Consider the following 17,546-nt stretch of genomic DNA (forward strand, 5'->3'; position numbering starts at 1 on the left):
TTATTTAGGTCATTTTAACTTGGGTTAATCGGTGGGCGCTCTGTGTAGTCATGTTGGTCTTCTTGGTATTTGTCATAAGCAAATACTAAAGGGCAAAAGCGCGTAATTCCTTCACCAATTTTCATTGCTGCCAAAAAAGCTAACCATAAATAAGAATCCCGGTAAGGGCGTCTTGTTAAACGAGAGGTTGCCAAAGAAAGCAGGGTAAAGCCAACCGTAAGTCGAATTAAAGCATTAATGATTCCAATATTTGGTCTCATGTTTCATCACCTTTTCTCATAAATTAATAAAAGTTATTTTGTAAATGGAATCTATTCAGTATAACCAAAAGGAGGCACAGCGCATGTCGATAGGAATGTATCGTTGGAGAAATAGACAAATTCGAAATCAGCTTTCGGTTGTGAGTGATCAAACATCCCCGACGATTGTATTAAAAGGAACAACCTACTTAAATGCTCGTTTAAATAAATGGATGAAAGCTAACATTTGGATTGTTAACGACCGCATTGTGTACGTTGGTGAAGCAATGCCAGCTGTGCTGGATTCATCTGCGGAAGTGTTTGACTGTCGCGACCAGTACATTGTGCCCGGCTATATTGAACCTCATGTGCATCCGTTTCAATTATATAATCCCCATACTTTTGCACAGTATGCGGCTAAGCACGGCACAACCACATTAATCAACGATAACTTAATGCTTATGCTGCAAGTAGATACAGAAACAGCATTTTCATTAATCGAAGAAATGAAAACGCTACCATATTCGATGTACTGGTGGTGTCGCTTTGATTCTCAAACGAAATTTGAAAACGAAGCAGAGATTTTCTCTCACGCCCATATTAAAAAGTGGTTAAATCATGATGCAGTCCTACAAGGAGGAGAGCTTACGAGTTGGCCTCGTTTGCTAAATGGAGATGATCTTATGCTTCATTGGATCCAGGAAGCAAAGCGGCTAGGAAAGCATATTGAAGGACATTTCCCAGGAGCTTCAGAACGAACGCTTGTTAAGATGAAATTGCTTGGAGCAGATGCGGATCACGAGGCTATGAGTGGAAAAGATGTTCTTTCAAGGCTGTCATTAGGGTACGATGTATCGCTACGCTATTCTTCCATTCGTCCCGACCTTCCGAAAATTTTGGATGAACTACATGAAGAAGACCTCAGTTATTATGAACATTTGACTATGAATACGGATGGTTCCCCACCATCTTTTTATACAGACGGAGTTTCAGATATGCTAGTGAAGGTAGCACTTGAACATCACGTGCCAATCATTGATGCCTATAAAATGGTTTCTACGAATATTGCACGGTATTATAATATTGAACACTTACATGGTCATATTGGCGTTGGATGTATAGCTAATCTTAATCTACTCGCTGGCCCTGAAAGTCCAACACCAGTAAGCGTTCTCTCAAGCGGAAAATGGGTTTTAAAGAATGGAGAAGAACAGAAAGAAAACGAAACATATTTCCCTTGGGCTTCGTATCAATTTCAACCGCTTGATTGTAACTGGAATCTTAAGATGGATGACTTTCAATTTTCAATGCCTATGGGTGTTTATATGAAAAACGCAGTTATTATGGAGCCTTACTCAATTCAACTAAATGTAGGGGATGAGTGCTTAGATACAAACCATGATGAATGTTTCTTCATGCTCATTGATCGCTACGGTAAATGGCGAATTAACACGCTGTTGAAAGGTTTTGCGACGCATGTTAAAGGATTAGCAAGTTCGTTTTCTAGTACGGGAGATTTTATTCTTATTGGAAAATCGAAAAAGGATATGCTATACGCCTATCATAAAATGAAAGAAATGGGTGGAGGCATTGCTCTTGCAGAGGGTGAAAAAATCGTTGCAGAGCTTCCGCTTACTCTAAATGGAAGCATGTCAACTGCAAAAATGGAAGTCTTAATGACGCAAGAGGAGCATTTAAAACAAGAGCTAAGAGTAAGAGGCTATCAGCATGAAGACCCAATCTATTCACTTCTTTTTTTCTCATCTACTCATTTACCTTATATTCGAGTGACACCGGCAGGAATTTATGACGTAATGAATAAAAAGGTACTTTTTCCGTCAATAATGCGTTAAAATATAAAAGTGTAAAAGCATTTTGTAATAGAGCGTTTAAAAGACAGGAATTTTGTTTATGAAACACAACATGAATAAATGATAATGAATAGAAAGTTTAGTGTAAAGGAGTTTTCAGCACATGCAAATTAACAAACTTCGCGGCAAAGAATTAGATCAATTATTCGAAGCAATTTTATCTTTAGAAAATATAGAAGAGTGCTATCAATTCTTTGATGATTTGTGTACGGTTAATGAAATTCAATCATTAGCACAGCGCTTAGAAGTAGCACGTATGCTTCGTGAAGGAAATACGTACCATAAGATTGAAACGGAAACAGGTGCAAGTACGGCAACAATTTCACGCGTGAAACGCTGCTTAAACTATGGTAGCGATGCGTATCAAATGGTATTAGAGCGCCTGCAAGATGATAAAGAAAAAGCGTGAGACATTCTCACGCTTTTTCTTTATCAAAATTTAATAGCTTCTTCTAGAAGGGATTTTAGCTCGCTAATTGGCACACGTTTTTGTTCCATTGTGTCGCGGTCACGAACCGTTACTTGGTTATCTTCTAATGAATCAAAGTCAAATGTGATACAGAATGGTGTACCAATCTCATCATGACGACGGTAACGTTTACCAATTGAACCTGCGTCATCGTAGTCAACCATAAAGTCGCTTGCTAATTCAGCAAATACGGCTTGAGCTTCAGTTGAAAGCTTTTTGGAAAGCGGTAATACCGCAGCTTTTACCGGTGCTAAAGCAGGGTGTAGGCGCATTACTGTACGAGATGAACCGTCTTCTAGTTCCTCTTCTTCATATGCATCAATCATGTACGCTAACGTTACGCGGTCTGCGCCTAAAGAAGGCTCGATGCAGTATGGTACGTAACGCTCGTTTGTTTCTTGATCTACGTATTGGAAGTCTTCACCTGAGTGCTCCATATGTTGTTTTAAATCATAGTCTGTACGAGATGCTACGCCCCATAGTTCGCCCCAGCCAAATGGGAATTTATATTCAAAGTCAGTCGTTGCGTTACTGTAGTGAGATAGTTCATCTGAATCATGGTCACGAAGTCGAATGTTCTCTTCTTTCATACCTAGAGATAATAGCCACTGTTCACATGTTTTCTTCCAGTAATCGAACCATTCTAGTTCAGTTCCTGGTTTACAGAAGAACTCAAGCTCCATTTGTTCAAATTCACGCGTACGGAACGTAAAGTTACCTGGCGTAATTTCGTTACGGAAACTTTTACCAATTTGTCCAATGCCAAAAGGAAGTTTCTTACGCATAGAGCGCTGAACGTTTTTAAAGTTTACAAAGATACCTTGAGCTGTTTCAGGACGAAGGTAGATTTCGTTTGTAGAGCTTTCTGTTACCCCTTGGTGTGTTTTAAACATTAGGTTAAATTGACGAATTTCTGTGAAGTTTGCGGAACCACACTCTGGGCAAGTGATTTCATGCTCTGCAATTAACTTTTTCATTTCATCAAAAGAAAGACCGTCTACAATCATTTCAATATCTTTTTCTTGAAGCTTTTCTTCAATTAATTTATCAGCACGATGGCGCGCTTTACAATCTTTACAGTCAATCATTGGATCGTTGAAGTTTCCTAAGTGACCAGAAGCTTCCCATGTTTTTGGATTCATTAAAATAGCAGCATCTAACCCTACGTTGTAAGGAGACTGCTGAATGAATTTCTTCCACCAAGCTTTTTTGATATTATTTTTAAGTTCTACGCCAAGTGGACCGTAATCCCAAGTGTTTGCTAAGCCGCCGTAAATCTCAGAGCCTTGAAAAACAAAGCCGCGATGCTTCGCGTGAGATACAATTTGATCCATTGATTTTTTCATAATAATTCCTCCAATAATAAATGATGTAATAAAAAAAATCTCTCGTCTCTGGGCATATGCAAGCATATGCCCAGGGACGAGAGATTTTCCCGCGGTTCCACCCTGGTTGATACGTACTGTATCCACCTTAAACATGTATATACTCCAGATTGCCTTTTCCTTAAATCTTGCTTTAGGCTTTCACTATCCCTAAATCGCTATTCTACTGCAGAGGGTTTAAGTACTATTAATCCTTCAAAGTATGGCTATACAATTTTGTAGCTATATATTAGCATATCCTATGCAGGGATACAATAACCGTTATAACAAAATGCTTTTTTCGCTTTGATTAATGTGGACAAAAAAGATTAGTTTTCGTTTCGTTTCCCAATCTTAGTTTTGTTATAATGAACAAATGGAAAGTAGTCCGTTAAGTTAATGCATAGTGAAGAGCTGCGGGATAAATAGATGGAGGTTCATACAATGTACGACGTAAAAGAATGGAGACACGTATTTAAATTAGATCCAAATAAAGAAATTTCAGATGAAGCATTAGAAAAAGTATGCGAGTCCGGTACAGACGCGGTAATAGTAGGTGGGTCAGACGGCATTACGTTAGATAACGTGCTGCAGCTTTTAATGCGTATTCGTCGCTATACGGTGCCGTGTGCTTTAGAAGTATCGACAATTGAATCAGTTACTCCTGGCTTTGACTCTTACTTTATTCCAACCGTATTGAACAGCAGTGACCCAAAGTGGATCTCTGGTTTACACCATCACGCAATGAAAGAGTATGGAGAAATTATGGATTGGGATGAAATCTTTGTAGAAGGATATTGCGTGCTAAATTCAGAAGCCAAAGTAGCAACTTTAACGAGTGCGAAAACAGACCTAGACGCTGATGATATTGTAGCGTACGCGCAAATGGCAGAAAGAATGTTTAATTTACCAATCTTTTACTTAGAGTATAGCGGTACGTACGGGAATCCTGATATTGTTGAAAAGGTAAAAAAGTCGTTAACTAATACAAAGCTTTTCTACGGTGGCGGTATTAGAACGAAAGAGCAGGCTACTGAAATGGGGAAAATAGCAGATACGGTAGTTGTTGGGAACGTCATCTATGATGATATATCAACAGCGTTAAAAACAGTAGATGCAGTGAAAAAGAATGTTGCGAACGAAAAATAAAGTAAAGTAAAATAGAACATATGTTTGATTAGGCGGTGAAATGATGAATTTTCTAAGTGAAAAGTTATTAACGGGATTAAACCCAGAGCAAAAAGAAGCGGTAAAAACAACAGATGGTCCGCTGTTAATCATGGCCGGCGCAGGAAGCGGAAAGACGCGTGTGCTCACGCATCGCATCGCGTATCTAATGGCTGAAAAAGAAGTGGCGCCTTGGAATATCCTTGCGATTACGTTTACAAACAAAGCGGCTCGTGAGATGAGAGAGCGTGTTAGTGCAATCGTTGGTGGAGTAGCAGAAGATATTTGGATTTCGACGTTCCACTCCATGTGTGTGCGTATCCTACGCCGAGACATTGACAGAATTGGTTATAATCGAAACTTTACTATTCTTGATTCAACAGACCAGTTATCGGTTATTAAAAACGTCTTAAAAGAAGAAAACCTAGATCCGAAAAAATTCGATCCACGATCATTGCTAGGAAGCATCAGTTCTGCAAAGAATGAGTTAAAAACAGCGGATGACTTTGCAAAAACAGCTGCGGGTCCTTACGAGGAAGTCGTGAGCACGGTGTATACAAAGTATGAAAAGCGCCTTAAGAAAAATCAAGCGCTGGACTTTGATGACTTAATTATGACGACGATTCAGCTCTTTAAGCGTGTTCCAGAAGTACTCACTTACTATCAGCGTAAGTTTCAATATATTCACGTTGATGAGTATCAAGATACAAACCATGCGCAGTATATGCTTGTTCGATTGCTAGCGGCGCGCTTTGAAAATGTGTGCGTAGTCGGTGATTCAGATCAGTCTATCTATCGCTGGCGCGGCGCGGATATTACCAACATTCTTTCTTTTGAAAAGGACTATCCAAAGGCATCGGTTATTTTATTAGAGCAAAACTATCGTTCAACAAAAAATATTTTAGCAGCAGCGAACGAAGTTATTGCCAACAACATGAACCGAAAATCGAAAAATTTATGGACAGAAAACGTAGATGGCCAAAAGCTTTATCGCTATCAGGCAATGAGCGAGCATGATGAGGCTCAATTTGTAGCGCGTAAAATTAAAGAAGCCGTAGAGGCTGGTAAACGCAAATATAGCGATTTTGCCATTCTATATCGCACGAACGCTCAGTCGCGTGTGATGGAGGAAGTATTATTAAAATCGAATATTAACTATACAATCGTCGGTGGGATTAAGTTCTACGACCGTAAAGAGATTAAAGATATTTTGGCGTACTTACGCTTAATTGCAAACCAAGATGATGATATTAGCTTAACGCGCATTGTGAACGTACCAAAGAGAGGCGTAGGAGCAACGTCTGTTGATAAAGTAGCAAACTATGCACTAACCCATGATATTTCAATCTTTAAAGCACTTGATGAAGTAGAGCTAATTGGGGTAACCGGCAAAGCAACGAATACGCTTCGAGATTTCCAAGCAATGATTGATAACTTAGCTCAAATGCAAGACTATATGTCTGTAACAGAGCTTGTGGAAGAAGTACTTGAGCGAACGGGCTATCGAGAGTCACTCAAAACGGAAAAAACAATAGAAGCTCAAAGTCGCTTAGAGAACATTGATGAGTTTTTATCTGTTACGAAAACCTTTGAAGAAGCAAGCGAAGATAAAAGCTTAGTCGCGTTCTTAACGGACTTGGCGCTTGTGGCTGATATCGACCAGCTTGATGAAGAGGAAGATGAGAACGAACAAGTTATCTTAATGACTCTTCACTCTGCAAAAGGACTTGAATTCCCGGTTGTGTTCTTAATTGGTATGGAAGAAGGCGTATTCCCACACAGCCGCTCACTCTTTGAAGATATGGAAATGGAAGAAGAGCGTCGCTTAGCATACGTTGGAATTACGCGTGCGGAACAAGAACTTTACTTATTAAACGCACAAATGCGCACACTATTCGGTAAGACAAACGTTAACCCGGCATCACGCTTTATTAGCGAAATTCCATCTGAGTTAATCGAGTCGCTGAATGAAGCGAAGAAATCACCGATGCAGCCAAGCGGAAGAAGCGCATCACCATATGCTGCTCGCAGACAAGCGGCCGTTGCAAAAACAACGCTCACGTCTACCGGTGGCGAATCAATTGGCTGGAGGGTTGGCGACAAAGCGGAGCATAAAAAATGGGGTATCGGTACAGTGGTTAGCGTTAAAGGAGAAGGAGACTCAAAAGAATTGGACATTGCGTTTCCAAGTCCAATGGGAGTAAAGCGTCTGTTGGCTAAATTTGCACCTGTAACAAAAGTATAATGTGTGAAAAAGGAGTAAGGATATGGATCTTGAAACGAGCAAACAAAGAATTCAAGAGTTGCATGAGCTTTTAAATCGCTATAACTATGAGTATCATGTATTAGATCAGCCAACAGTTCCGGATGCGGAATACGACCGCTTAATGAACGAGCTGATTAAATTAGAAGAAGCATTTCCGGAGTTGAAAACGCAAGATTCTCCTACTCAGCGCGTTGGCGGCCAGGTGCTTGATGCCTTTCAAAAGGTTGAGCACCGCACGCCGATGCTCAGCTTAGGCAATGCGTTTGATGAGCAGGATTTGCGTGATTTTGATCGTCGTATTCGCCAAGTCGTAGGAGATGATTTTTCCTATGTATGCGAGTTGAAAATCGATGGCTTAGCAGTCTCTTTACTTTACGAGGATGGCTACCTAGTACGTGGAGCTACGCGTGGAGATGGGACAATTGGTGAAGACATCACCGAGAATCTGAAAACAATTCGTTCAATTCCTCTTCGTGTAAAAGACCCGGTGACAATGGAAGTGCGCGGAGAAGCATTCATGCCGAGAAAGTCATTTGAAAAATTAAATGAAGCTAAGATTCAAAATGAAGAGCTTCCGTTTGCAAACCCTCGTAATGCCGCTGCTGGTTCACTGCGTCAGTTAGATCCTAAAATTGCAGCAAAGCGAAATCTTGATATTTTTGTGTATGCAATGACGGATGCGGGTGAGCAGGAAGTAGAAGCTCATAGTGAAAGCTTAGACCTTTTAGACCATCTTGGTTTTAAAACAAATAAAGAGCGTCAAAAATGTGCTACCATTGAAGAAGTTCTTGCTTACATTGAAAACTGGCAGGAAAAACGCCCATCTCTTGCTTATGATATCGATGGGATTGTTATTAAAGTCGATTCGTTTGAGCAACAGAGTAAGCTTGGTACAACGGCAAAAAGTCCGCGTTGGGCAATCGCTTATAAGTTTCCTGCAGAAGAAGTTGTAACAACTCTAAAAGATATCGAGCTCACGGTTGGACGTACAGGTGTTATTACGCCGACGGCCATTTTAGAACCTGTGCAGGTTGCCGGTACGACCGTGCAGCGCGCATCTTTACACAATGAAGACTTGATTCGTGAAAAAGACATTCGCATCGGCGACCAAGTAGTTATTAAGAAAGCGGGCGATATTATTCCGGAAGTTGTGAATGTAATTACCGAAAAACGAACGGGTGAGGAACAAGAGTTTACGATGCCAACTCACTGCCCGGAATGTGAGAGTGAACTTGTTCGCTTGGAAGGAGAAGTAGCGCTTCGCTGTATTAATCCAAGCTGCCCAGCTCAAATTCGTGAAGGGCTCATTCACTTTGTGTCTCGCAATGCAATGAATATTGATGGTCTTGGTGAGAAAGTGATTACTCAACTCTTTAAAGAAGAGTTAATCAAAGACGTAGCGGATCTTTACGAACTAACAAAAGAGCAGTTAATTGAGCTTGAGCGAATGGGTGAGAAATCAGCGGATAATCTGTTAAAAGCCATTGAAGCTTCTAAAGAGAATTCTCTTGAAAGGTTGCTATTTGGTCTAGGCATTCGTCACGTTGGTGCCAAAGCAGCAAAAACCCTAGCACAACAATTTGATACGATGGACAAGTTGCAAAAAGCAACGTATGATGAGTTAGTGACAATTAATGAGATCGGTGATAAGATGGCCGATGCAATCGTTACATACTTTTCACAAGAAGAAGTGCAAGAGCTGTTGAGCGAGCTTCAAGAAGCCGGCGTTAACATGACGTATAAAGGCCCAAAACCAGTCAATGTAGAAGAGTCTGATTCTGTTTTTGCTGGTAAAACGATTGTTTTAACTGGTAAATTAGAAGAGTTAGGTAGAAGTGAAGCAAAGGCGGAGATTGAAGCTTTAGGCGGAAAAGTAACAGGTAGTGTAAGTAAGAAAACAGACCTTGTCATTGCGGGGGAAGACGCAGGTTCTAAACTTGCTAAAGCAAATGAGCTTGGCATTGAAGTGTGGGACGAAGCGAGGTTACTTATTGAATTAAACAAATAAGAGGTGTGTATAGTTGAAAAAGATATTTTTACTGTCTCTTATGGTCATGCTTATAACCTCAGCATGTACACCTAATTTTTCGAAAGAGGAAGAGATTGTTCAACAAACAGATGATAAAAATGAAAAAGCTGTTATTCCAAAATACAGCATTTCAGATGAGTATTACCGGACAATTCTTCCTTATAAACCGGGAGTAGCGAGAGGCCTTGTAGCAGCGAATATGAATAATCGCCTTGATATTCAAGAGTTTGAAACAGGATTAATGCGTCTAGCGCAAGATGATTTTTCACCTGACAAATATGTGTTCCAAGAAGGGCAATATCTAGACAAAGAGACGATTCGTTCATGGTTAAGCCGTAAGAAAACAGACGCGCAGTTTAAAGAACTAAAGGATAAGACAAAGGAAAATGATCGTGATTCATTAAAGAATGAAGGTCTCAATCCAGCCGATACGGGTGATGGAGACTTAAAAGCACGAAATGAAAGAAGCCCCATGTATTTGGCTCACATTACGGAGCAAAACTACTTAGTTCAAGACGGTGACGATAAAGTTGCGCTTGGCGGGGTAGTTATTGGTCTGGCAATGAACTCTGTCCACTACTATACGCAAGAAGATGGATACGCTCGTGAAGTTAAGCTGGATGATAAAGAAATTGAAGAGCGAGGCAAAGAGATAGCAAATACCATCGTGGATCGTATGCGTAAAAAGAAGGGACTAGAACAAGTGCCAATCACGGTGGCAATCTTTAAGCAAAATCCAAAATCTTCTTTAACACCTGGGAACTTCATTAGCGTTGGCCAAGCTGGCAAAGGACGTAACTCAGTGAACAGCTGGGATAAAGTTGATGAAAAGTATTACCTATTCCCGTCATCTGCTGCCGATAAAGACTATCGCGATGATGCAATGAAGTTTAATGAATTCAAAGCACAAATTGAAGATTACTTCCCGAACTTTACAAGTGTAGTAGGGAAAGGTCATTATATCGATGGTCAGATGCAGAGAATGTCCATTGAAATCCCAATTCAATTTTACGGAAAAGGTGAAATTGTTGGGTTTACTCAGTATGTTGCTGGATTAATGCTTGATCATTTCCCAGACTATATGGAAACAAGCATTTCCATTACGTCTGTAAACGGTCCGGAAGCACTGATTATCCGTAAGCCTGATCAAGAAACGCCAACCGTGCATATTTACGAAAACTAAGTTAAAAGCCGCTCACCTGAGCGGCTTTTTCATTGTGAGAAAAAAGGTGTGTCTTGGTGAGATTTCATGAATTTTTGCAGGTGACTCTTAGCATATTGAAATGCATCCTTTTCAGTTTTTCGCTCTTCATATGGCAACTTTTTATCAAATTCAAACTGCTTTTTAAAAAAAGGAATATCTTCTTGCATCACATGACGCAATTCATGAAAGATTATTTCAATCAAAGGTAAGTACTCCTCAAAATTAAATATAAAAATGATGCCAACTTCCCTCCAATAAACGGCGGATGCATATTGAAGGAATTCTGCCTCTTCTTCTCCAAGTTCAGAAACAATCTTATTGGCTTCACAAGAGTCACAAAACACAACTGGGGTTGTGAACTTTCGGTTAAGACATGAGAATACTTCTTTTTGCAGGCTGTGCAAGTCAAATGAAAATTCTTCATCTAGCACAAACCAGTTTTGACACTCTTGGTAGACAGGACGCTTATGAATAGTCGAGTAAATGAGTAATGGATTCATGGTATGTTCACACTCCTTACTAGCAGTCATATTCATTTTCGACCTTTTTATTTACCCCTATACTTCTGATTAAGAAACTTATGAAGAGGTTATTAATATATATGTCAACGAGCTATTCATTTAGAAGAAAAGGAATAAAAACTCTAAATAAGTCCAGGAGAAAAATCCCTTTTCTAGAGGAATATAGAGTGTAACCCCTATCATTTTAAAAGGAAGATTTTATATTTATGGAACTGCTCTCAGAAATGTTGCTTGATGCTAGTGAAGTTTGGTATTATCAGTATATTGTAGTGGGACGAATATTCGGAGGTGAACGAACATGTCAAGAATTTCTGTTGAACAAGTAAAACATGTTGCACATTTAGCTAGATTAGCTGTAACAGATGAAGAAGCAGCTCTATTTACGAAGCAATTAGATGCAATCATTACATACGCTGAGCAGTTAGATGAATTGGATACTACAAACGTAAAACCAACTTCACACGTACTAGACGTGAAAAACGTAATGCGTGAGGACAAGCCAGCAAAAGGATTACCTGTTGAAGATGTAATGAAAAACGCGCCAGACCATAAAGATGGATACGTCCGCGTACCAACTATTTTAGAATAAGAAAGGAGGCTTTACGATGTCATTATTTGATCGTAAACTTTCAGAATTACATAAGCTTCTTCATAGCAAAGAAGTAAGTGTACAAGACCTAGTAGAAGAATCGTATAAGCGTATTAACGCAGTAGATGATAAAGTGGGTGCTTTCCTAGCACTAAACGAGGATAACGCTCGTGCTTACGCAAAACAACTAGACGAAGCGCTACAAACGAAAGATGAGTTTGGTTTGTTATTTGGTATGCCTATCGGTGTGAAAGATAACATCGTAACAAAAGACTTACGCACAACGTGCTCCAGTAAAATTCTAGCAAACTTTGATCCAATCTATGACGCAACAGTTGTTCAAAAGCTACAATCAGCTGAAGCAGTAACGATTGGTAAATTAAATATGGATGAGTTCGCAATGGGTTCTTCAACTGAAAACTCTGGCCTACAATTAACTCGTAACCCGTGGAATTTAGATTATGTACCGGGTGGATCTAGCGGTGGTTCAGCAGCAGCTGTTGCAGCTGGCGAAGTACCATTCTCACTAGGTTCTGATACGGGTGGTTCAATCCGTCAACCAGCGGCTTATTGTGGTGTTGTTGGATTAAAACCTACATACGGACGCGTGTCTCGTTACGGTCTTGTTGCATTTGCATCTTCTTTAGATCAAATCGGACCAATCACAAACTCAGTTGAAGATAATGCATATTTACTTCAAGCGATTTCAGGCGTTGACCCAATGGATTCAACTTCTGCAAATGTAGATGTTCCAGACTATGTATCTGCTTTAACTGGCGATATTAAAGGCCTTAAAATTGCTGTACCAAAAGAATATCTAGGTGAAGGTGTTGGAGAAGAAGCTCGTCAATCTGTACTGGATGCATTAAAAGTATTAGAAAGCCTTGGCGCAACTTGGGAAGAGGTTTCATTACCACACTCTAAGTATGCCTTAGCAACATACTACTTACTGTCTTCTTCAGAAGCTTCTGCAAACTTATCTCGCTTTGACGGTGTACGTTATGGATACCGCACAGATAATGCTGAAAACTTACTTGAAATGTACAAGCAAACGCGTAGCGAAGGCTTTGGTAACGAAGTGAAGCGCCGTATCATGCTTGGTACATTTGCGTTAAGCTCAGGTTATTATGATGCTTATTATAAAAAAGCACAGCAAGTACGTACGCTTATTAAGGAAGATTTCGAATCTGTATTTGAAAACTATGACGTTATCATTGGTCCTACAACGCCAACACCAGCGTTCAAAATTGGTGAAAAGACAGATGATCCGTTAACAATGTATGCAAATGATATTTTAACAATTCCAGTAAACCTTGCAGGCGTACCAGGTATCTCTGTACCTTGTGGTCTTGCGAACGGATTACCATTAGGATTGCAAATTATCGGTAAGCATTTTGATGAAAGCACAATTTATCGCGTCGCTCATGCATTCGAACAAGCAACTGAGCATCACAAAGCGAAACCAGCACTGTAAGGGGTGAGAAGAAGATGAACTTTGAAACGATTATCGGTCTTGAAGTACACGTTGAACTTAAGACAAAATCTAAAATTTTCTCAGCAAGTCCAAACGCGTTCGGAGCAGCGCCAAATGCGAACACAAGCGTTATCGACTTGGGATATCCTGGCGTACTGCCAGTTCTAAATAAAGAAGCGGTTAACTTCGCGATGAAAGCAGCTCTTGCATTAAACTGTGAAATCGCAACAGATACAAAGTTTGACCGTAAAAACTATTTCTATCCGGATAACCCAAAAGCTTATCAAATTTCTCAATTTGATAAACCAATTGGTGAAAACGGTTGGATTGAAGTTGAAGTAAACGGTGAAACAAAGCGTATTCGTATTAACCGACTTCACTTAGAAGAAGATGCGGGTAAATTAACGCATACAGGTGATGGTTACTCTCTAGTAGACTTTAACCGTCAAGGTACGCCTTTAATTGAAATCGTATCAGAAGCAGATATGCGTTCTCCGGAAGAAGCTTACGCATACTTAGAAAAATTAAAATCTATCATCCAATACACAGGCGTATCTGATTGTAAGATGGAGGAAGGTTCACTTCGCTGTGATGCCAATATTTCTCTACGTCCAGTTGGACAAGAGAAGTTCGGTACAAAAACAGAGTTAAAGAACTTAAACTCTTTCAACTTCGTACGTCGAGGTCTTGAGCATGAAGAAAAGCGCCAAGAGAAAGTATTATTAGCTGGTGGAATCATTGAGCAAGAAACACGCCGCTTTGATGAATCAACAGGCGAAACACTCTTAATGCGTGTAAAAGAAGGATCGGATGATTACCGTTACTTCCCAGAGCCAGACCTTGTAGCACTTCATATTGATGATGAGTGGAAAGAGCGCATCCGTGCGTCAATTCCAGAGCTTCCAGATGCTCGTAAGAAACGTTATGTTGAAGAACTTGGGTTACCTGCTTATGATGCAATGGTATTAACGCTAACAAAAGAAATGTCTGATTTCTTTGAAGCAACGATTGAAGCTGGCGGAGACGCGAAGTTATCTTCTAACTGGTTAATGGGTGAAGTATCAGCATACTTAAACTCAAACCAAAAAGAGTTAGCTGATGTAGCATTAACTCCAGAAGGTTTAGCGGGCATGATTAAGTTAATTCAGGAAGGCACAATTTCATCTAAGATTGCGAAAAAAGTCTTCAAAGAGTTAATTGAAAATGGTGGAAGCGCAGAAAAAATCGTAAAAGAAAAAGGCCTTGTGCAAATTTCTGACGATGCAACGCTACGCAAGTTTGTAACGGATGCGTTAGATGCAAATCCTCAATCAATTGAAGATTTCAAAAATGGTAAAGACCGTGCAATTGGATTCTTAGTAGGGCAAATTATGAAAGCGTCAAAAGGTCAAGCCAACCCTCCAATGGTTAACAAAATTTTATTAGAAGAAATTAAAAAGCGCTAATTAGCGACCGTTAATTTCTTTACATCATGTGATGACTGCCCCCTCGTAAAATTGTAGCTGCTATTTTAAGAGGGGGTCTTATTTTGGAATAGAGATTATGCAGATGTATATAATGTAGATATTGAATTGGTTTGGATTTTGATAAATTATCATTATTAGGATGATGAAAATGAAAAGAGCGAGAATCATTTATAACCCGACATCGGGGCGTGAAATTTTTAAAAAGAATTTACCAGAGGTACTTCAAAAGCTAGAGCAAGCTGGTTATGAGACGTCTTGTCATGCAACTACCTGTGCTGGTGATGCGACAGAAGCTGCTAAGGTAGCAGTGGAGCGCAAATTTGATATCGTCATTGCTGCTGGCGGTGATGGAACGATTAATGAAGTTATTAACGGCATTGCTGGACAAGACTATCGACCTCAGCTAGGGATTATTCCAGTAGGAACAACCAATGACTTTGCTCGTGCAATTAACGTTCCTCGTACGATCGAAGGAGCGGTTGATGTTATCATTAACGGTGTCCCAAAAGCGATTGATCTAGGTGCAGTTACCAACGAAGGACAGACTCATCACTTTGTAAATATTGCAGGCGGTGGCCGCTTAACAGAGCTTACGTATGAAGTTCCGAGTAAGTTAAAAACAATGCTGGGTCAGCTTGCTTACTACTTAAAAGGAATGGAAATGCTGCCTTCAATTAAGCCAACCACGGTTGAAATTGAGTATGATGGCAAGTTTTTTAGCGGAGATATTATGATGTTTCTAGTATCTTTAACAAATTCGGTTGGAGGCTTTGAGAAGCTAGCGCCAGATTCCTCTTTAGATGATGGAATGTTTGATTTAATTATTTTGAAAAAAGCTAACTTAGCTGAGTTTATTCGTATTGCTACATTAGCGCTACGTGGAGAGCACATCAATGACCCCCATATTATTTATACAAAAGCAAATCGCGTTAAGATTCATACAAACGATAAGATGCAGCTGAACCTTGATGGGGAATACGGTGGATTATTGCCTGGGGAATTTGTCAATTTATATCGACATGTAGAAGTTTTTGTCCCAAAAGAGACAGCGAAATTAATGGAGAAAAATGAGATCGCCTAACTGCGATCTTTTTTTATGGAAACGACTTTTGTGTAAAGGGAATCGATGTGGTACAATCAGTTCAGCATTTTTAAATACAAAGGATGTACGATAAATGGAAAAGTTAACACCACCAGTTGAAAAAAATGATTATATAGATGTTACGTTTGAAGATTTAACACATGACGGTTCAGGCGTAGCCAAAGTAAACGGCTTTCCAATCTTTGTTCAGAACGCACTGCCTGGCGAAAGCGGCCAAGTGAAAGTAATAAAAGTAAAAAAAGGCTATGCGTTTGGAAAACTTATGAATCACAGTACGGTGAGCGAAGCTCGCGTAGAACCTCCCTGTCCTGTGTATAAGCAGTGCGGAGGCTGTCAGCTTCAGCACGTAAGTTACGAAGGTCAGCTTTCGTTTAAGCAAAAGCAGGTCCAAGGGGTAATGGAAAGAATTGGCCACCTGCCAAACGTGCCGGTGCTACCAACAATGGGTATGACAGATCCTTGGCGCTACCGTAACAAAGCGCAGGTTCCTGTTGCAAATCGAGACGGTGGCTTAGTGGCTGGTTTCTATCAGCAGCGCAGCCATGACATCATTGATATGGACATGTGCCTAATTCAACAGCAAGAAAACGATGATGTTGTTCAAGTTGTTAAAAGCATTCTTGAAAAGTACAATGTTCCCGCTTATCATGAGCAAAAACACAAAGGAATCATTCGCCACATCATGGCTCGCTACGGCTTAACGACGGGAGAAATTATGGTTGTGCTTGTTACTCGCACAAGCGAGCTTCCAAACAAAAAGCACATCATTGAAGAAATCGTTAAAGCCGTGCCGAATGTGAAATCAATCGTTCAAAACGTCAATACAAAGCGCACAAACGTTATTCTGGGTGATCAAACAAACGTACTTTGGGGCGAAGAATATATTTATGACTATATCGGTGACGTTAAGTTCGCTATTTCAGCCAAGTCATTTTATCAGGTAAACCCAGAGCAAACGAAAGTACTTTATGACAAAGCACTTGAGTATGCGGACTTAACAGGTGAAGAAACGGTGATTGATGCATATTGCGGAATTGGGACAATCTCTCTGTTTTTAGCGCAAAAAGCCAAGAAGGTATACGGAGTAGAAATTGTTCCTGAAGCGATTGAAGACGCTAAGCGCAACGCTAAGCTAAACAACATTGATAACGCTGAGTTTGAAGTGGGAGAAGCTGAAGTTGTCATTCCTAACTGGTACAAGCAAGGCATCAAAGCGGATGTCATCGTCGTTGATCCGCCGAGAAAAGGCTGTGACGAAGCACTATTAAAAACAATTCTTAAAATGAAGCCAAAGAAAGTCGTCTACGTATCATGCGGCCCGGCAACGCTGGCGCGTGACCTCAAGATCCTTGAAGAAGGCGGCTATCAAACGGTGGAAGTGCAGCCTGTTGATATGTTTCCGCATACGACGCATGTGGAATCAGTGGCAAAGCTTATTTTAAAAGAAGAGGCTGGGACATAAGTAATTCAGCCAATGATAAACCTGAACGATTGAGAGTTTCTCACTTTTAATCGTTCAGGTTTTTTGGTTGATTGTGAAAACAATGTTGGAAACAGGGTGGAATGGAGCGTAGGACACTCGACTCCTGCGGGAAAGAGAGGGAAAACGGAGATCCCGCAGCGCAGCGAGGAAGCTCAGGTTCCTCCCCGCGGAAAGCGAGTGGCCGTAGCGCAATGGAACGGACGTGTTCAGACAAACCAAAAAGATTGGAACAGCTATTGTTCGTCTCTTAGAAGCAATCATTTTGTTATGTCCCAAACTCTTTTATTAAAAAGGATAGTGCC

14 protein-coding genes are annotated in these 17,546 nt (G+C 40.3%); 11 read left to right on the forward strand and 3 right to left on the reverse strand.

What is annotated here, in order from left to right:
• Window positions 1–14: 14 nt before the first annotated feature.
• Entirely contained in the window at window positions 15–260 is a 246-nt protein-coding gene (locus A2U94_RS15265) for a YgaP family membrane protein (protein ID WP_025909067.1), read from the reverse strand.
• An 83-nt stretch (window positions 261–343) separates the two neighbouring features.
• Between A2U94_RS15265 and A2U94_RS15270 the strand changes: the two genes are divergently transcribed.
• Together A2U94_RS15270 and A2U94_RS15275 are read left to right on the forward strand one after the other, a co-directional pair.
• The gene (locus A2U94_RS15270) at window positions 344–2,092 is read left to right on the forward strand and encodes an adenine deaminase C-terminal domain-containing protein (RefSeq protein WP_025909066.1); all 1,749 of its coding nucleotides are present in this window, start codon (window positions 344–346) and stop codon (window positions 2,090–2,092) included.
• A 121-nt stretch (window positions 2,093–2,213) separates the two neighbouring features.
• Entirely contained in the window at window positions 2,214–2,519 is a 306-nt protein-coding gene (locus A2U94_RS15275; RefSeq protein WP_025909065.1) for a YerC/YecD family TrpR-related protein, read from the forward strand.
• A gap of 23 nt (window positions 2,520–2,542) precedes the next feature.
• On the opposite strand, the gene A2U94_RS15280 is transcribed toward A2U94_RS15275, so the two are convergent.
• A complete protein-coding gene (locus A2U94_RS15280) occupies window positions 2,543–3,925 on the reverse strand; it encodes a glycine--tRNA ligase (RefSeq protein WP_025909064.1) in 1,383 nt (460 codons plus the stop codon).
• A 462-nt stretch (window positions 3,926–4,387) separates the two neighbouring features.
• Here A2U94_RS15280 and pcrB point away from each other — a divergent pair, with 462 nt between their 5' ends.
• The 4 genes from pcrB to A2U94_RS15300 are packed head-to-tail and all read left to right on the forward strand — an operon-like array spanning window position 4,388 to window position 10,588.
• The gene (gene pcrB, locus A2U94_RS15285) at window positions 4,388–5,092 is read left to right on the forward strand and encodes a heptaprenylglyceryl phosphate synthase (RefSeq protein ID WP_025909063.1); all 705 of its coding nucleotides are present in this window, start codon (window positions 4,388–4,390) and stop codon (window positions 5,090–5,092) included.
• 43 nt (window positions 5,093–5,135) lie between these two features.
• Window positions 5,136–7,355: a DNA helicase PcrA gene (pcrA, locus tag A2U94_RS15290; RefSeq protein ID WP_025909062.1), complete on the forward strand. Its 2,220-nt coding sequence runs from the start codon at window positions 5,136–5,138 to the stop codon at window positions 7,353–7,355.
• A gap of 22 nt (window positions 7,356–7,377) precedes the next feature.
• The gene (gene ligA, locus A2U94_RS15295) at window positions 7,378–9,384 is read left to right on the forward strand and encodes an NAD-dependent DNA ligase LigA (protein ID WP_025909061.1); all 2,007 of its coding nucleotides are present in this window, start codon (window positions 7,378–7,380) and stop codon (window positions 9,382–9,384) included.
• Window positions 9,385–9,397: 13 nt separating this feature from the next.
• Entirely contained in the window at window positions 9,398–10,588 is a 1,191-nt protein-coding gene (locus A2U94_RS15300) for a CamS family sex pheromone protein (protein WP_025909060.1), read from the forward strand.
• 29 nt (window positions 10,589–10,617) lie between these two features.
• Here A2U94_RS15300 and A2U94_RS15305 read toward each other — a convergent pair whose 3' ends face one another.
• Entirely contained in the window at window positions 10,618–11,109 is a 492-nt protein-coding gene (locus A2U94_RS15305) for a DUF3920 family protein (protein ID WP_025910463.1), read from the reverse strand.
• A 319-nt stretch (window positions 11,110–11,428) separates the two neighbouring features.
• Here A2U94_RS15305 and gatC point away from each other — a divergent pair, with 319 nt between their 5' ends.
• From gatC to rlmD, 5 genes are all read left to right on the forward strand, one after another.
• Window positions 11,429–11,719, forward strand: a complete 291-nt coding sequence (gene gatC / locus A2U94_RS15310; RefSeq protein ID WP_025910462.1) for an Asp-tRNA(Asn)/Glu-tRNA(Gln) amidotransferase subunit GatC — start codon at window positions 11,429–11,431, stop codon at window positions 11,717–11,719.
• A 16-nt stretch (window positions 11,720–11,735) separates the two neighbouring features.
• The gene (gatA, locus tag A2U94_RS15315; RefSeq protein WP_025910461.1) at window positions 11,736–13,193 is read left to right on the forward strand and encodes an Asp-tRNA(Asn)/Glu-tRNA(Gln) amidotransferase subunit GatA; all 1,458 of its coding nucleotides are present in this window, start codon (window positions 11,736–11,738) and stop codon (window positions 13,191–13,193) included.
• A 14-nt stretch (window positions 13,194–13,207) separates the two neighbouring features.
• Window positions 13,208–14,638 (forward strand): Asp-tRNA(Asn)/Glu-tRNA(Gln) amidotransferase subunit GatB, encoded by a 1,431-nt coding sequence (gene gatB / locus A2U94_RS15320; protein WP_025910460.1) that lies wholly within the window; start codon window positions 13,208–13,210, stop codon window positions 14,636–14,638.
• Between the two features lie 169 nt (window positions 14,639–14,807).
• Window positions 14,808–15,740, forward strand: a complete 933-nt coding sequence (locus A2U94_RS15325; RefSeq protein ID WP_025910459.1) for a diacylglycerol kinase — start codon at window positions 14,808–14,810, stop codon at window positions 15,738–15,740.
• A gap of 94 nt (window positions 15,741–15,834) precedes the next feature.
• Window positions 15,835–17,223: a 23S rRNA (uracil(1939)-C(5))-methyltransferase RlmD gene (gene rlmD / locus A2U94_RS15330; protein WP_025910458.1), complete on the forward strand. Its 1,389-nt coding sequence runs from the start codon at window positions 15,835–15,837 to the stop codon at window positions 17,221–17,223.
• Window positions 17,224–17,546 lie beyond the last annotated feature (323 nt).

It is taken from the genome of Bacillus sp. VT 712, assembly GCF_001614195.1.
GTDB classification, from domain to species: domain Bacteria; phylum Bacillota; class Bacilli; order Bacillales; family Bacillaceae_H; genus Priestia; species Priestia flexa.

What these genes read in the sequence shown, in the direction of transcription:
- A2U94_RS15265 (WP_025909067.1), bottom strand. Translation starts at nt 260, where the DNA reads ATGAGACCAAATATTGGAATCATTAATGCTTTAATTCGACTTACGGTT.
- A2U94_RS15270 (WP_025909066.1), top strand. Translation starts at nt 344, where the DNA reads ATGTCGATAGGAATGTATCGTTGGAGAAATAGACAAATTCGAAATCAG.
- A2U94_RS15275 (WP_025909065.1), top strand. Translation starts at nt 2,214, where the DNA reads ATGCAAATTAACAAACTTCGCGGCAAAGAATTAGATCAATTATTCGAA.
- A2U94_RS15280 (WP_025909064.1), bottom strand. Translation starts at nt 3,925, where the DNA reads ATGAAAAAATCAATGGATCAAATTGTATCTCACGCGAAGCATCGCGGC.
- pcrB (WP_025909063.1), top strand. Translation starts at nt 4,388, where the DNA reads ATGTACGACGTAAAAGAATGGAGACACGTATTTAAATTAGATCCAAAT.
- pcrA (WP_025909062.1), top strand. Translation starts at nt 5,136, where the DNA reads ATGAATTTTCTAAGTGAAAAGTTATTAACGGGATTAAACCCAGAGCAA.
- ligA (WP_025909061.1), top strand. Translation starts at nt 7,378, where the DNA reads ATGGATCTTGAAACGAGCAAACAAAGAATTCAAGAGTTGCATGAGCTT.
- A2U94_RS15305 (WP_025910463.1), bottom strand. Translation starts at nt 11,109, where the DNA reads ATGAATCCATTACTCATTTACTCGACTATTCATAAGCGTCCTGTCTAC.
- gatC (WP_025910462.1), top strand. Translation starts at nt 11,429, where the DNA reads ATGTCAAGAATTTCTGTTGAACAAGTAAAACATGTTGCACATTTAGCT.
- gatA (WP_025910461.1), top strand. Translation starts at nt 11,736, where the DNA reads ATGTCATTATTTGATCGTAAACTTTCAGAATTACATAAGCTTCTTCAT.
- gatB (WP_025910460.1), top strand. Translation starts at nt 13,208, where the DNA reads ATGAACTTTGAAACGATTATCGGTCTTGAAGTACACGTTGAACTTAAG.
- A2U94_RS15325 (WP_025910459.1), top strand. Translation starts at nt 14,808, where the DNA reads ATGAAAAGAGCGAGAATCATTTATAACCCGACATCGGGGCGTGAAATT.
- rlmD (WP_025910458.1), top strand. Translation starts at nt 15,835, where the DNA reads ATGGAAAAGTTAACACCACCAGTTGAAAAAAATGATTATATAGATGTT.